General features: G+C 54.7%; 12 protein-coding genes and 1 CRISPR repeat array. Of the genes, 10 read left to right on the top strand and 2 right to left on the bottom strand.

Annotated elements, in window-relative coordinates; translation table 11 throughout:
• The coding region (locus ABX962_RS12400) for a histidine kinase dimerization/phospho-acceptor domain-containing protein (protein ID WP_372719807.1) at window positions 1-1463 on the bottom strand (1463 nt) is incomplete at its 3' end.
• Between the two features lie 442 nt (window positions 1464-1905).
• Here ABX962_RS12400 and ABX962_RS12395 point away from each other — a divergent pair.
• The 6 genes from ABX962_RS12395 to cas7c all read left to right on the top strand — a co-directional run bounded on the left by ABX962_RS12395 (window position 1906) and on the right by cas7c (window position 12605).
• Window positions 1906-3399 carry a hypothetical protein gene (locus ABX962_RS12395; RefSeq protein WP_372719805.1) on the top strand — a complete coding sequence of 498 codons (1494 nt, stop codon included), beginning with the start codon at window positions 1906-1908 and terminating at the stop codon, window positions 3397-3399.
• A complete protein-coding gene (locus tag ABX962_RS12390; protein WP_372719803.1) occupies window positions 3396-6383 on the top strand; it encodes a PVC-type heme-binding CxxCH protein in 2988 nt (995 codons plus the stop codon). Before ABX962_RS12395 ends, ABX962_RS12390 begins: the two co-directional genes overlap by 4 nt.
• 410 nt (window positions 6384-6793) lie before the next feature.
• On the top strand, window positions 6794-9034 hold the full coding sequence (gene cas3, locus ABX962_RS12385) for a CRISPR-associated helicase Cas3' (protein WP_372719801.1): 2241 nt from the start codon (window positions 6794-6796) through the stop codon (window positions 9032-9034).
• Window positions 9035-9274: 240 nt separating this feature from the next.
• Window positions 9275-9946, top strand: coding sequence for a type I-C CRISPR-associated protein Cas5c (gene cas5c, locus ABX962_RS12380; RefSeq protein ID WP_372719799.1), 672 nt, complete (start codon window positions 9275-9277; stop codon window positions 9944-9946).
• Window positions 9943-11700, top strand: a complete 1758-nt coding sequence (gene cas8c, locus ABX962_RS12375; protein WP_372719797.1) for a type I-C CRISPR-associated protein Cas8c/Csd1 — start codon at window positions 9943-9945, stop codon at window positions 11698-11700. The genes cas5c and cas8c overlap by 4 nt, the downstream gene beginning before the upstream one ends.
• A 50-nt stretch (window positions 11701-11750) precedes the next feature.
• The gene (cas7c, locus tag ABX962_RS12370; RefSeq protein WP_372719795.1) at window positions 11751-12605 is read left to right on the top strand and encodes a type I-C CRISPR-associated protein Cas7/Csd2; all 855 of its coding nucleotides are present in this window, start codon (window positions 11751-11753) and stop codon (window positions 12603-12605) included.
• Between the two features lie 40 nt (window positions 12606-12645).
• Here cas7c and ABX962_RS12365 read toward each other — a convergent pair whose 3' ends face one another.
• Complete coding sequence (locus ABX962_RS12365; protein ID WP_372719793.1) at window positions 12646-12909, bottom strand: hypothetical protein; 264 nt, start codon at window positions 12907-12909, stop codon at window positions 12646-12648.
• On the opposite strand from ABX962_RS12365, the gene ABX962_RS12360 reads away from it, so the two are divergent.
• From ABX962_RS12360 to cas2, 4 genes are read left to right on the top strand one after another with little or no spacing between them, the layout of a single operon-like run.
• Window positions 12908-13402, top strand: coding sequence for a hypothetical protein (locus ABX962_RS12360; protein WP_372719791.1), 495 nt, complete (start codon window positions 12908-12910; stop codon window positions 13400-13402). The two genes, ABX962_RS12365 and ABX962_RS12360, sit on opposite strands and share 2 nt — an antisense overlap.
• Window positions 13403-13415: 13 nt before the next feature.
• Window positions 13416-14114 (top strand): CRISPR-associated protein Cas4, encoded by a 699-nt coding sequence (gene cas4, locus ABX962_RS12355; RefSeq protein WP_372719789.1) that lies wholly within the window; start codon window positions 13416-13418, stop codon window positions 14112-14114.
• Entirely contained in the window at window positions 14111-15136 is a 1026-nt protein-coding gene (gene cas1c, locus ABX962_RS12350; RefSeq protein WP_372719787.1) for a type I-C CRISPR-associated endonuclease Cas1c, read from the top strand. The genes cas4 and cas1c overlap by 4 nt, the downstream gene beginning before the upstream one ends.
• 47 nt (window positions 15137-15183) lie before the next feature.
• On the top strand, window positions 15184-15480 hold the full coding sequence (cas2, locus tag ABX962_RS12345; protein ID WP_372719785.1) for a CRISPR-associated endonuclease Cas2: 297 nt from the start codon (window positions 15184-15186) through the stop codon (window positions 15478-15480).
• A 180-nt stretch (window positions 15481-15660) separates the two neighbouring features.
• A CRISPR array of direct repeats spans window positions 15661-15966; the repeat unit is 33 nt; unit sequence GTCGCGTCCTTCACGGGACGCGTGGATTGAAAC.
• Between the last annotated feature and the right edge of the window lie 50 nt (window positions 15967-16016).

Here is a 16016-nt window from a genome sequence, read left to right as displayed (position 1 = left end):
TCGACTTGCGAAAACGCTTCAAAAACCTTTTCTTGTTTTTCCTCTGGAATTCCAATCCCCGTGTCTCGCACGCTGATGTGCAGCACCGCCTGATCGTCATTCACTTCGTGCGAGTTGACATCCACCACCACCTCGCCCGACTCGGTAAATTTGATCGCGTTTCCAACGAAATTCACGATAATTTGACGAATGCGTCCGGGGTCGCCAACCAAACGATTGGGGATCGATGGATCAATACGAGCCGCCAACTCCAATCCCTTTTCATCCGCCTTGAGTGCAAACAGCCTCATCGCCTTGCCCACACAATCTCGCAAGTCAAAGTCGATCTCTTCGAGTTCCAGTCGATCGGCTTCAATTTTGGAAAAGTCCAAGATGTCGTTGAGCAATCGCAACAACGAATCTGCGGATTGACGGATCAAACCAAGAAATTCTTGTTGATCCTTTTCAAGCGGCGTGTCGGCCAACAATTCTGCCATCCCAATGATGCCGTTCATGGGCGTGCGAATTTCGTGACTCATATTGGCCAGAAATTCACTCTTGGCACGGTTCGCCGCCTCGGCTTCGATCCGCGATTGCTGCAGCGCCGCGTCGGTCCGATTCAACGACGCCGCACTCCACCAGATCAAAATGCTGAACACGACGATGTTGGTCAACACAAACACCGACAATCCCATCACCGGATCAAAGATGCCATATTGTTGTGCCCACCAACGCCCCCCCCCGATCACCGCGGGGATCAATATCGCCGCCGGCAACAACCGCCGCGCCATCACGCCGCCAGCACCGCGGTCGCTAATGATTCGCATCAACCCCTCGGTCGGACGCGAACACAAAATCCCGATACAAAGAATGGCAAATCCGACAGCGGTGTTCAGGGCCATCGGGATATACGCCTTCATCCCAATCAGGTTGACGCTGCTGTAGGCATAACCCACGATCGCCAACAACGACACCAATGCCGCGGCCAATGTAAATGTCTCGGTGAACAGATATCGCGATCGCCAACGAAGATTGGCAAACACCAACGCTAATCCTGTGAGCAAAAAATTCAGCGCCGTGTTGGGAGCCATCCGGTTGGGAATTTCATACGCGTCCAGCTTTGCGGGAAACAGCCAACGATCGGGCCCAACATCAAAGCCAAACTCGTATCCCAAGATGCGAACGACGGCCATCGCAACCACTAGCGACGCCAATCCAATCGCCAAGAAAGCCGCGAAGGGTGATGCATTCGGCTCGTCGGACTCGCGATACGACAGCCACAACGCAGCGCCACAGAACAGGAACCCAATCGCGGTCCCACCGGGATTCATCGCCACTTTTCCGGGCAATAACGCTCGCAACGCCTCGAGATCCAAACCCCAACCGATCAACACAGCCACACTGATCGCGACCACCACCACGCTTGCAACGCGGGATGCCCAACGAAACTTTGCAATCAGTTCTGGATCGTCAAAATTGCCCACGCGATCCCCTTTCGGAAAATGGCCCTTTTGCAAAGAGGACTTCTTTCGGAAGCTGGCTCGCTCTCTATGCTACCACGCAGAACGCACGCGGGGGGAACTGCACGGCCCAAATGAAGGAAGAAGATTTTCGTCACACTTTCGCGGGCACCGACATGGTATTGCGGATGGGGCACGACGCCCCATCGAGCGGATGCACGATGAATGCCGTTCCTTTCAACCTTTTTGAGCTCCTGCCCCACAGCCACTCCACAACCCTATAGAATACGGTGGTCGCCCCCCAAGTCTGGACGTGCTACGAACCAGCGGCAACAACCATGACGCCCACCCCCAAAATCGTCATCCCGCAAACGTTCACCGACGACCAACCACCACCCCGCCCCTAGCGTTCCTTGGTCTGGTTTTTCCAATTCGGACGCAGATCGCTCCAATGAAAGGTGTTCTCATGCAGCGAGATTGCTTAGCAACAAGCTATCCCCAGCGATGCCAGAATCGGATGTTCCAATTCGGTTTGATCATCGCCGTGATCGTTAGCTTAATCAACGGCAGCGAAATTCAGGTCACTGCTGCGGAGCACGCGGTATTTCGCGCCGGTGCATCCAAAGTCAAAATCACGCCCCCCTTGGGCCTAGAGATTGTCGGCAATTGGGGCAAGCCTCTGGCAACGAACATTCATGATGACCTGCACGTTCGCTGTTTAGCGCTTAATGATGGGACGACAACGATTGCGTTCGCGATCTGCGACAATGTCGGCATCCCACGCGATGTATTCGATGCGGCCCGAAAATTAATTGATTCAAAGACCGACGTACCTTCAGCGAACGTGCTGATGTCGGCCACCCACACTCACTCGGCTGTCTCTGCGAGAAACAACCGCGAAGTCGATGGAGTGGTCGTCTTGGACAGCTACCAAAACTTGGTGGCGCGCCGCATCGCCGAAGGCGTTGCCAAAGCCGTCGCAGCGATGCAGCCCGCCAAGATTGGCTGGGGCGGTGTCGAGGAGGCGTCGGAGGTTCATAACCGCCGCTGGTACGTCAATGACGAAAAACTTCTCGCAAATCCATTTGGCGGCGTCGACAAAGTTCGCATGAATCCGCCCCGAGGTAGCGACAAGCTGATCGAACCCGCCGGTCCAGTGGATCCCGAAGTCTCGTTCCTGAGCGTGCAATCGGTCGACGGCAAACCGATTGCGATGTTGGCAAACTACTCGCTGCACTATGTCGGAGGCGTGCCTAGCGGCGACATTTCCGCAGACTACTTTGGTGCGTTCTCGGAAAAGATTGGCAAGCAAATTGGAGTCAACGCCGACGACGAGACCTTCGTCGGCATCATGACCAACGGTACTAGCGGAGACATCAACAACATCGCCTTTCGCGAGAAATCAGCGAAACACGAACCGTACCAGCGAATCAACGAAGTGTCTGATTTGATCGTTGAGCGAGTCGCCGAAACCTACGCAGCGATCGAGCACCATGATTGGGTTTCGTTATCCGCTGCGAGCCAAGAACTGGAACTAGAAATGCGGAAGCCCGATCCCGAGATGCTTCGCTATTTCGCGAGCCTTCAAGATGCCGGCCAGTCGCCTGCGAACGTCCATCGATTGGCGTCGATCTATGGCGATCGTGTCAGCAAGATCGCCGAAGGGCCTGAAACCAGTTCTATCTTGCTGCAAGCGTTCCGAATCGGGGATTTGGGCATTGTGGCGATTCCGTTCGAGGTATTTGCCGAAACAGGTCTCGATTTAAAAAAACGCAGTCCGATGGCGGATACGTTTACAATCGAACTCGCCAACGGCAGCTACGGTTACTTGCCGACACCAGCGCAACACAAATTGGGAGGTTACGAAACGTGGCTGGGCACCAATCGTGTCCAGCTCGACGCTTCGGATCGAATCTCCGATGTCCTCTTGTCATTGCTTAATCAACTAGGTCAGAAATGAAGCGTCAACCGAAATTGAATCACCTCTTCGCTGGCGTTGCCATCACCGTAGCGTCGCTGGTTTCGACGGTTCGTGCCGAGCAGCCGACGGAGGCTTCGATTGTGCCGTCCAACAATCGGCCCGCAATCACGTCGCATTCACCCGAAGCATCGCTATCGCATTTGAAAGTGCGTGAAGGGCTGGAGGTTCGTTTGGCGGTGGCCGAACCCGACGTGGTCGATCCCGTCTCGGCGGCCTGGAGCAGCGATGGCAAGCTGTGGGTCGTAGAAATGAGCGACTATCCACAACCAAAGCCAGATCAAACCGACCGGCATGGCCGCATCCGCGTGCTGTCCGACCGTGATTCGAAGGGGCGATTCCAGAAATCGGTCACCTTTGCCGATGGACTCGACTTTGCCACCGGAGTTTTACCATGGCGTGATGGTGCGATCGTGACGATGGCAGCCGAAATCGCGTTTCTGCGAGACCAAGACGGCGATGGACGGATGGATTCGCAGCAAACCTGGTTCAAAGGGTTCGCGACCGATAATGAGCAACTCCGAGCCAATCATCCAAAACTTGCACCGGATGGTTATGTCTATGTCGCCAATGGGCTTCGTGGAGGCGCGATCACCGCGGTGGATCCGCGATTCGACGCTCGATCAACCCCGCTGAAACTACACGGACGCGATTTTGTTTTCGATCCGCACGGGGGTTACTGGGGAACCGTATCGGGGAACAGCCAATATGGGTTGACCATCGATGGTTTCAATCGACGTTTTGGTTGCAGCAATCGCAATCCTGCGATCGAGTCGGTGCTTTCCATCGACGTGGTTGATCGAGATCCATTTTTGACGCCGGGTGATGCGACCACCGACGTCGGCAAATCGGGTTTTGAATCCGACGTGCATCCGATCAGTAACGCCTGGACCACCAGCAATTTACATGCGGGACAGTTTAGTGCCGCTTGTGGTGTGACCGCCCCCGGCTGGATAATCGATGAATCGTCCGAGTGGTTGTTGGTTTGCGAGCCAACAGGATCGTTGGTCCAACGTCAACGCTTGCATTGGGCCAATGGCACATGGCATAGCGAGCGTGAAGCGAACGAGGCCGAGTGGTTGGCCAGTTCGGATGATTGGTTTCGCGCCGTCGATCTTGTGCCGGATGTCGATGGCGGCGTGCTGGTCATCGACATGGCCCGCGCCGTGATCGAGCATCCTCAATGGGTCCCCGCTGAATTAAAAAACCGGCCCGATACCTGGCACGGCAACACGCTGGGCCGGATTTGGCAGGTACATATTCCCAACAAACAGATCCGATCCGCAAGAGTTCACGACGATGCGAGTGCTGTCTCGGCGATCGTTTCGGACGACCTTTTGGACAGGATGCTTGCGTCCGAGTATTTGCACGCCCACTATTCAGCCGACGTGCCACCGCCAGCAAGCATAATTGAATCGCTTGCGGAGCAATTGGCCGATTCGACGGTAGCGGCAGAACCAAAATCTCGCATCGCCTTGCTGTTGAACCGCTGGGGGTTGCTGACCGCAGCGCAACACGCATTGCTATTGCAGGATAAGGATGAGCGCGTGCGAGCGATTGCCGTCAAATTGCGTCAACGCAATCGCCTCGACGGCAATCCCGTCGCCACGATGCCCAACCTGCTGTCAGCACTCGACGACAGCGCATTGATCGTCCGCCAAGCCGCGCTCGAACAAGTTGTTGTGTCTGCGAATCCAGCGGAGATTGACGACCAACTGATAGGGCGACTTTTTCACCTCGCAATGAACGAACACGATTCCCCTTGGATCTCAAAACTGCTGACGGCGATTCCTTACGAGTTTGCCAGTAGGATGCTGAACACGCTGCCCAAGCCTCAACCTGGGACATCCACGATTCCGACGCCGATCTACGAGGGTTGGATGCGGCGTGTGGCCGCCAAAGACCCTCAACGAGCCACCGAGGTGCTGGCGAGTTGGTTAGGGAGTGCGATGCCGGACGGCGGCGACCAAACCGACCAAGCCACGCAGGCTTTGGCGATGAGCATGGCCGCGGCCTGGAGCAAAGGAGGCGGTAAAAAGGCATCCCTCAAAGTGTTACCGCAGGAATCCTCGGATCAAATCGCCGCCCTCGATACGTTAGCCGCCTCGATCGCGGTCAACGACAAACACGCTGCGGGAACTCGCTTGGATGCGATCGAGTGGTGTCGCAATCAAGCAGCGTTTCCAGAGCAATTGCGGGATCTGGTTGATCCCAATGTCGCCCCGAACCTTCGTGCGGCAGCGTATCGAGCGCTGATGCAGCGAGACGCCGAGTGGACCCAAAATCATGTCCTCGAACACGCCGATTCGATTTCGCCGACCGACCGCGTCGCCGTAGTCACTGCGGTCCGCAGCAGCACCCAAACCGCGACTTGGTTGCTGAACGAAATCGGCCAAGGCAACCTGCCACGCACCTTCGTCGACCCTTCGTCGATGGATTGGTTCCGCCGGCATTCCGACGCGAACCTGGCCAAGCTCGGGCGTGAAACATTTGCACCGGCGGGCGATGTGCTAAAGGTCATGCGTGACTATGAACTAGCCGCAAAGCAAATTGAAACAGCGAATGTAGCGGAAGGCAAAAAGTTGTTCGCTCAGCACTGTGCGAATTGCCACCGCATCGATGATGTGGGACATGTCGTCGGCCCGGACATTAGCGACAGTCGTACCAAGACGCCTGAATCACTACTGGCGGCGATCCTCGATCCGAGCTCTGCCATTGATGCTTCCTATGCAAGCTACAGCATCCTAACGGTCGATGGCGAAGCGGTCAGCGGATTGCTCGCCGGAGAATCCAGTGACGCGGTCACATTGACACTTCCCGGCGGCCAGACGCGGCGTTTCGAACGGGATGAAATCGAACTCTTCCGTGCCTCGAGCGTTTCGCTAATGCCCGAAGGAATGCAACGAGTGATGAACGTCGAGCAGATGCGAAACCTAATTAGCTACCTGAAACGTTGGCGTTACTAAACGATGCATAGGAAAAATTACTTTGAGAACGTTTGACTAAAGAAAACCTGGCCCTTTGGACCAGGCTAGGCAAATGGCTGAGCTGTTGGCTCGGAGAACATCGAAACTCGCAACTTTAAGACGTGTAAGCGAGGAAATCTCGATCTTGAATCGGTCCTTCGCTGACACTTCGGGCTGTGATTTGCTGGGAAAACGACAATGGCTTACCTTCAAAACTGACGCGTCGGGTTGTAATTTCCTCTGCCTTCCTGGCAATTTCCTGAGAGTGATTCTCATTCAATCCGGTTCGGATTCATCCTCTCACATGAATGAGGTTGAACGCATTGCGCCGGAGGAGTGACCAAACGTGTCATCGGATCAGGTAGAATCTCTGCTATCCCGAGCGCGTCCCCAAGTCCATTCAACGTACGATGCCCCATTACGCCCACAGCCTGCCCGATCAACCGAACCGAGATTTGTGGGAACCGCTTGGGGATCACGAGCAAGCCGTTGCCCGTCTTTCGGCTAGCTTTTTGGAACGCATCGATGCTGGACTTGCCGCGTGGGGTGATCTGCTCGGTCGGTGGCATGATATCGGAAAGTATAGCGACGACTTTCAAAACTACTTAGCTTCGGCTGGCGGTTCCGATGTTCACGGTTCTGAAATTTCGGGCAAAGTCGATCATTCGACTGCGGGTGCTCAGTTGGCCTATGGTAAGTCTTCGCCACTTGGAAAATTGATCGCTTATACGTTGGCGGGACATCATGCGGGTTTGCCGGATTGGGACGTGGCGACGGGGCGATCAGGCTTGAAGCAACGACTCGACAAAAAAGTGCCGTGCTGGCGAACGGAGGTGACCAAGGAACTGGAAGCAATGGAGTTACCGAAATCGATTCCTGTTCGATCACCTCAAGCGTGCGAGACGTTTTGCAAGCATCGCATCGCTTCGTTCCGAGTTGCTTTTTTGACTCGCATGATGTTTTCAGCCTTGGTCGACGCTGACTTTTTGGCTACCGAAGCGTTCATGTCGCCGGAGCAATCAATCAATCGACCAAACATTTCGGCGAACATTACCGATTTGGCTAAAGCAATCGACGAACACCTCGAACGCCTTCGGTCCGACGCTAAGCCTTCACCGGTCAATCAGATTCGTGACGAAGTTAGCAAAGCATGTGTCGATGCAGCTGAACTCGTCCCCGGATTATTTTCACTGAATGTCCCCACTGGTGGTGGTAAAACGCTTGCGTCTTTGCAATTCGCGCTGCGGCATGCCGCGAATCATGGACTCGATGGTGTCGTCGTCGGCATCCCGTTCACGAGCATCATCGAACAGAACGCGAAGGTGTATCGCGGTATTTTCGAATCGCTGGGCGAAGGCGTTGTGCTGGAACATCACAGCAACACTGACCCTGAACAGGAAACCACTCAGAGTCGTCTGCAATCGGAGAATTGGGACGCGCCATTGGTGGTCACCACCAACAATCAACTCTTTGAATCGTTGTTCGCTTGTCGAACCTCACGCTGTCGAAAACTCCACCGGATCGCACGGCGGGTGATCATCCTGGACGAAGTGCAATCGTTGCCAGTCGATTTGTTAACGCCCACATTGTTGGCCATTCGCGAATTGGTCGAATCGTTCGGTTGCACGGTCGTGCTTTGCACCGCCACCCAGCCGGCGTTAGAGTGGCAAGACGACTTTGCGATCGGCTTGCACGAGATCCGCAACATCATTCCAACGTCCGAGAAACTCCATGACCGATTGCGTCGGACAGCCGTGCATCTGATCGGTTCGCTGTACGACGAGGAGCTTGTCGCACGGATCGATGCCGAAAACCAGGCCCTTTGCATTGTCAACACACGGCCACACGCAAGTAAGCTGTTTTCGGAACTCGGGGAGTCCAACGCGAACTTTCACTTGAGCACACGAATGTGCGCTGCGCACCGGTTGCATGTGCTCAACAGACAGATTCGCCCCCGACTGGAACAGGGTTCACAGTGTCGTGTTATTAGCACCCAATTGATTGAAGCCGGGGTGGATGTCGACTTTCCAGTCGTGTTTCGCGACGTGTGTGGCATTGATTCGTTGACTCAGGCGGCTGGACGTTGCAACCGCGAAGGACGCGCCGCCGAAGGCAAAGTGTATTTTTTCCAAGGCGAGCGTCGACCACCGCCGGGCACGCTGCGTATGTCGGCCGATCATGGTCTAGAAATCGCTCGTCACTTCGACGATTTACTCAGCCCTGAAGCCATTAACGCGTATTTCCGCTTGCACTATTGGCAGCAAAAGGATCGCTGGGATTTCCGTCAGGTGATGGACGCAATCGGTCGTGATCCCAGCAGAATGGAATTTCAGTTTCGGCAGATCGCCGATCGTTATCGCTTCATCGAAGAAGAAGCCGAAACACTTTACGTGCCCTGGAAAAAAGGCGAGCAATTAATCCGCAGCTTAAGCGAATCGGACTATCCGCCCGACCGAAAGCTGCGACGTCGTTTGCAGCGTTATTCGATCAATCTACGCCGTCACGAAATGGCGCAACTGCACGCCGCTGGCGCAGTGCTCTCGTTTCATGGTTACGCCACGCTGACTCAACAACACTTGTACGATAAGAAAGTTGGCCTGACGCTATTGAAAGCCGATGGAATTGTCCCGCCAAATGACTTGATGTGCTGAGGCTGTGACAGTGTTGCGTGGAGGAGTTTTTGATCAAAGCTGGTTTACCCAGCGACACGGGACGTCAATGCTCCCGAACAAAGAAAGGATGCCAGATGCGACCAAAATTCGGAAGTCGATCGGCCGCAGTCTCGATGGTGCAATTAAGTCTCGCGACAATCTGTTGGTTTACAACCCTTGACACGCGGAGTCTGTACGTAGAGAACTAACGCGAAGTTACAAAAAAGACCAGAGGAATCGATGGACCTATCAAAAAATCGAGTTGCCCTGCGAGTCTGGGGCGACTTTGCCTGTTTCACCCGGCCTGAGATGAAGGTCGAACGTGTGTCATACGACGTGATCACGCCATCGGCGGCACGCGGCGTATTAGAGGCCATCTATTGGAAGCCAGAGATCGTTTGGGTCATTGATCGGCTGCATGTCCTGAAGCCGATTCGTTTCACTAATATTCGCCGCAACGAACTGGGTAGCGTCGGCCCCTCGGATCGGACGCTGAAACCGTACTTGAGCGGCACTAAGACCGAACCATTGATGCAAGTCATCGAAGATGATCGGCAACAACGGGCCGCGACACTATTGCAAGATGTCGAGTACTTGATCGAAGCACACTACGAAGTCCGCAATGGCAACGAACCGCCGCAAAAGCACTTCGAGATGTTCAAACGTCGGGCATCCAAAGGTCAGTGCTTTCAACAACCCTATCTCGGTTGTCGTGAATTCGTCGCAGATTTTGCGTGGCACGAAGGAGATGGGCCGGCGGTAGATGAATCGCTAAAGGGCAAGCGAGATATGGGGTTCATGCTGCACGATATTGACTTTGAGCACGAGATGACCCCCAAGTTCTTTCGCGCGACCATGATCGACGGTGTGATTGAGATTCCGCGGATTCAAAGCGACGAGGTGCGGTCATGATTCTGCAACGTTTGTGTGAGTACTACGACGTCATCGACGCGAACCCGGAAATCGAAATCGCTCAGGAAGGTTTCGCTCCGCAAAAAGTCACTTTTGAAATTGTGCTTTCTCGCGATGGTGGTGTTGCCGCAATCAATGACCTGCGATCGACCGAGGGTAAACGCAAGATCCCCCGTTCACTTCGATTGCCATTCGAGGGACGAACCAGCGGCGTGAAAGCGATGTTCCTATGGGACAAAGCGGAGTACTTGCTGGGCTACCTGTCGCCGGAACTTCGTGATCAACCGAACGGTGAAAGTGAATCAGATGAAAAGAAGCGACTGAAGAAAGTCGATCGCGTTTTGAAATGTTTCGAAGCATCCAAACAAACGCACTTGGAATTTGCCGATTCGATCGAAGACGATGGCTACGCCGTTCTCTGCCAATTCTATAGGTCCTGGGAACTGTTGAATCTTTCAGTCGAGCAACGGACATTGATTGACGACTTGGGGACCGGCTTCGGCGTTTTTCGGATCGACGGTGAACGCCAGTTCCTGCACGATTCCAGCCAACTGCGCCGGTTTTGGTCAGGTTACCAAATGAACCGCGATGGCGATGACGTGTCAGGGATTTGCCTAGTCACCGGTGAACGCACATCGCTGGCTCGATTGCACGGCAGTATCAAAGGTGTCCGCGACGCTCAATCGTCTGGTGCCTCGATCGTCTCGTTTAACAAATCGGCATTCGAAAGTTTCGGCAAAACTCAAAGTTTCAATTCTCCTGTCGGCGAACAGGCCGCGTTCAAATACGCCACCGCACTGAATTTCTTGCTCGATCGCAAGAACAACCGGACCATCCAAGTTGGCGACGCGACCTGCGTCTTCTGGTCCGATGCGAAAGACACGATCGCTGAAGATGTGTTTTCGTTCGGACTTGATCCAGGACGGTTCGAAGATGAAGGGCGGGCTGCGGCAATTGGCAATGTGCTCAGTCAAGCCATGGACGGCAACGCAGTTTTGCCGGAACCCGGTGCCGCGTTTCATGTGCTCGGTTTGTCCCCAAACGCCTCGCGGCTATCAATACGGTTTTGGATCTCCGGTTCGGCAATCGAGATGGTTTGCCGAGTCGCTGAGCATCAACGGAGGCTTGAGATCGCTCATAGCGGCAAGGATTCCGATTGGGTTCCGCTGTGGATGATCCTCGCCCAAACGGCTCGCGAATCCAAAGAAGTGCCACCGCTGCTTGGCGGCGTTTTGCTTCGCAGTGTTCTTACAGGCGGTCGGTATCCCGAGGCCCTACTTGCCGCAATCCTGCGTCGCGTCCGTGCCGAACAAGAAATTCGACATGTCAAGGCAGCCACGATCAAAGCGATTTTGAACCACAACCACCACAAGGAGATTTCAGTCATGCTCGACCCCGAACGTCCCGACCCCGCCTATCAACTCGGGCGACTGTTTGCATGTCTGGAACGCGCGCAAGAAGACGCCCTACCCGGCCTCAATGCCACGATCAAAGATCGCTACTTCGGAGCGGCATCTTCCACACCCGGAACGGTGTTCCCTCGCCTTATCCGAATGAACCAGCACCACATCGGTAAGCTGGAAGGCGGTAAGAAGGTTGTCGCTGAAAAACGAATACAAGAAATAATGGGACGTCTGCATGATTTCCCCTCGCATCTAGGAATCGTTGACCAAGGTCTGTTTTCGATCGGCTACTACCACCAACGTCAAGACTTCTTCACGAAGAAAGAAAAACCGACTGAAACCGCCCAGTAATCTCTCACGATCCTTTCTCGACTTTAATTCTCCCTTCCAAGGATTCATCGATGGACCATCGATACGATTTTGTTTTCTTATTTGATGTCACTGACGGTAACCCTAATGGCGACCCGGATGCGGGCAACCTTCCACGCGTCGATCCGGAAACCGGACACGGGCTTGTCACCGATGTTTGTTTGAAACGGAAAATTCGCAATTTCGTCGCCCACGTGAAGGACGAGACGCCACCGTTTGAAATTTATGTTAAGGAGCGTGCAGTGTTGAACAATCAACACTCCCGAGCCTATGAAGCGTTGAAGTTGGACGCTGCAAAGGCGAAACGCACCGAGGTTGATCAATGTCGCGATTGGATGTGCCAAAATTTCTATGACGTTCGCGCGTTCGGTGCGGTGATGAGCACTAAGGTCAATTGTGGCCAAGTGCGAGGTCCGGTTCAAATGGCGTTCTCACGAAGTATTGACCCAATTGTCTCGCTAGAACATTCAATCACACGCTGTGCTGTCGCCACGGAAAAAGAAGCTGAAAAACAAGATGGCGACAATCGAACAATGGGACGTAAATTCACCGTTCCCTACGGCATGTATCGTTGTCACGGCTTTATCAATCCATTTTTCGCACGTCAAACCGGGTTCGGTGAAAACGATTTGCAACTTTTCTGGAAGTCGCTGCAAAACATGTTTGAACTGGATCGCTCGGCCAGCCGTGGGCAGATGACGCCACAAGCTTTAGTCGTGTTTCAACACGACGAAGCATTGGGCAACGCCCCGGCTCATCAGCTACAAAAACGCGTCAGTGTTGTTCGCAAAGATGTCACCACGCCAGCACGTTCAAGCGACGACTACGACGTCCAGACTGACGAAGACGAGTTGCCCGCAGGCATTTCGATTCATCGGATGTTTTGATTGGATCGATTCGTTTTATCGAGACGCTGCAGCGTGATATTCAATCGGTGTGAGCGTCTCCTATCGGAGACGATGCCAGCGTGATCCGCTTGGACTGACCCGAGTGCTCGGGGATCACTCCGATCGAAAAACGTCTGGAGTGCCCGTCGATGATGGTTTCGACGAACGCTTCACCACCAGGGACCGGTTCCGGTTTGGCAAGCATGACGATATCGCCTCCTACTTGGCCCAACTCGAATCGCTGTCCGCCACAATGCAACCACAACTCAACTTTGGCAGAATGACATCGATTGGGAGCAATCATGGAACTACCTGCGGGTTATGAAAAACAGATTGAAACCTATCGGGAACGATTCAACGCCGAGTTGCTCGACTCACTCGGCACCGGTACTCAGGGTACCGTGTTCACCGCGCAGAGTCCACGTCTCCCAACCGTCTACGCGGTTAAATTTCATCGCCGGAAAGTGGCGTACGAACGCGAAATCGGTGTCTATCTTCGCCTCCGAGACCTGGAAGTAACCGAAGTCTGCGGCCACCAAGTCCCGCAATTGCTTGCGTATGACGACGAATTGCTCACGATTGAAATGACCACGGTTAGTCCGCCATTCTGTCTCGATTTTGGCGGCGCCTACTTGGACCAGCCGCCAGATTACACGCCCGAAGTATGGCGGGATTGGCGAGAAGAAAAATCCGAGGATTTTGGAGACAATTGGCCCGCCGTTTTAGAAATCCTCGATGAATTTCGGTGGATGGGAATTCACATCGCCGATGTGAATCCTGGTAACATTCGCTTTTGAGGCCACCTGAACCATGACCTACCTCGACGACGATCTGCTGCCCATCTCGGCGCTCCAGCACTACCTGTTTTGCCCCCGGCAATGTGCGTTGATTCACTTGGAACAGGTTTGGGCGGAAAACCATTTGACGATGGAGGGGTTGCTTTTGCACGAGCGGGCAGATTCGCCGACGCACGAGACACGACCTCGCGACGCTGGCGGTTCCGTCCGAGTGGAACGGGCGCTGCCGATCCGGTCGCTCGAATTGGGGTTGATCGGTAAGGCCGATATCGTGGAATTCCATCACGCTGGTCGATCCCAACAATCGGGAGTGTCGCCCGCAGCCCCGCGGATCATCCCAGTCGAGTATAAACGTGGCAAACCGAAAGCGAATGATTGTGATCGCGTTCAATTGTGCGCTCAGGCGATGTGCTTGGAGGAAATGTGTGCCACCGAGGTTACCGAAGGTGCGCTGTTCTATGGCACCACACGGCGGCGAACCGACGTCGTCTTTGATGACGATCTTCGTCGACGCACGACGCAAACGATTGATGCGCTGCGAGCCATGATCCAAAAACGGGTGACACCCGCCGCCATTCGCACCAAGGCGTGTGACAAGTGCTCGCTGATCAATCTCTGTTTGCCTGACGTCACCAGCGGTCAACGCAGCGTATCGCGATTCATGAGCCGGCAATTGGCTTCCCACCTTCAAGACGAAACAATGGACGCATGAAACGTCATCTTAACACGCTGTTTGTTACCACCGAAGGCAGTTACTTGGCCAAGGACGGTGCTGCTGTGCAAGTGCGGTTCGAGAAGAAAACGCTGCTACGTGTGCCACTGCACAATCTTGATGGCATTGTGTGCTTTGGTCGGGTCGGATTCAGTTCGCAATTGGCGGCGGCCTGCGCGGAGGCCGGTGTGTCGATTTCGTTGATGTCGCCACATGGACGGTTTCGAGCCGCCGTGGTCGGATTTTCGCCGGGCAACGTGTTGCTTCGTCGACAGCAGTATCGGGCGGCCGATGACGCGGAAGCGACCGCACGGATCGCTCGTAATTGCATCTCTGGCAAGATTGCGAATTGTCGCAGCGTGCTGCTGAGGGCGGCGCGTGATGTCAAGGAAGATGACCGAGCAAGCCGGTTGAAGCTGGCAGCAAAACAGCTAGCACCGATCCTGCGGCGTGTCGCGAAGGCCGATGACGCGGACACGGTGCGCGGGTATGAGGGCGAGTCGGCTTCAAAATACTTCGCGTCGTTTGGGGATTTGACATCCGTCGATGCGTTTCAAATGAACAACCGATCGCGTCGTCCACCGCTGGATCCGATCAACGCATTGCTTTCGTTCCTCTACGCGATGTTGGCGCACGATGCTCGAAGTGCTTGTGAAGCATGCGGACTGGACGCTGCGGTGGGGTTTTTGCATCGCGATCGCCCGGGTAGACCGGGCTGTGCGTTGGATTTAATGGAAGAATTTCGCCCGGTTTTGGCGGACCGATTGGCTTTTTCACTGATCAATCGAAAGCAGGTCAGCTGCAAAGGGTTTGAGGTGACATCATCAGGTGCGGTGCGAATGGATGACAAGACCCGCAAGACCGTGCTGACGGCGTATCAAACGCGAAAGCAGGATACTATCGAACATCCGTTTTTGGGCGAAAAAACAACGATGGGACTATTGATCCATCTGCAGGCCCGGTTGCTTGCCCGGCATCTGCGAGGTGATTTGGACGAATACCCCGCGTTCATTTGGAAGTGAACGTCGGTAGGTGCCCCCAGTGAAATGAGCACGCCCCAAAGGTGACGATGATGGTGATGTTGGTGACGTATGACGTGAGCACGGCCAGCGCGGCGGGAAAGCGTCGTTTGCGGATGATTGCGAAAATTTGTTTGGATTATGGCCAGCGTGTTCAGAACAGCGTTTTTGAACTGGATTTGGATCACGCCAAGTGGGTGGAATGCCGTGCGCGGTTGGTGGAAGCGATGGAGCCGGAGGAGGACAGTTTGCGTTTTTACCGACTGGGCAATCATTGGCGAGAGCGGGTGGAGCACATTGGCACGAAGCCCTCAACTGACCTCAGTGGCGGAACGCTGTTGGCGTGACCGCGAACGTGAAGCGCCCACGCCAAAGCCGTCAGGTTCGCGATAGCCGTTTCGCCCCGCCCTGGACGGCACCTTCTCAATTTGAGCTTGCAAGTGAAGCCGTTGTGTACTGCACTACACACCCGGTTCGCGAATCGTTACGTTTAAATGCAGCATTGGGCGCACTCAGCGACCACCGCGGTCGCGTCCTTCACGGGACGCGTGGATTGAAACGCGCTACACAGTACAAGTGGCACTACTCGGGTTCGTGTCGCGTCCTTCACGGGACGCGTGGATTGAAACATTCCGTCGCTGGAGCGGCTACATAGTCTAGACGGTCGCGTCCTTCACGGGACGCGTGGATTGAAACACAAGATGAGTCTGCGTACCGGAATTTCCGCTGAGGTCGCGTCCTTCACGGGACGCGTGGATTGAAACGATCTTTTATCCTTGCTTCGGGTGTCTGCGCGGCTTGTCGCGTCCTTCACGGGACGCGTGGATTGAAACACATGATGGCACCAGGCGGATACCTACGTCCGCATGTCGCGTCCTTCACG

This window comes from Novipirellula sp., assembly GCF_041583735.1.
GTDB lineage: Bacteria > Planctomycetota > Planctomycetia > Pirellulales > Pirellulaceae > Novipirellula.
This window is presented reverse-complemented; position numbering and strand designations above follow the sequence as displayed.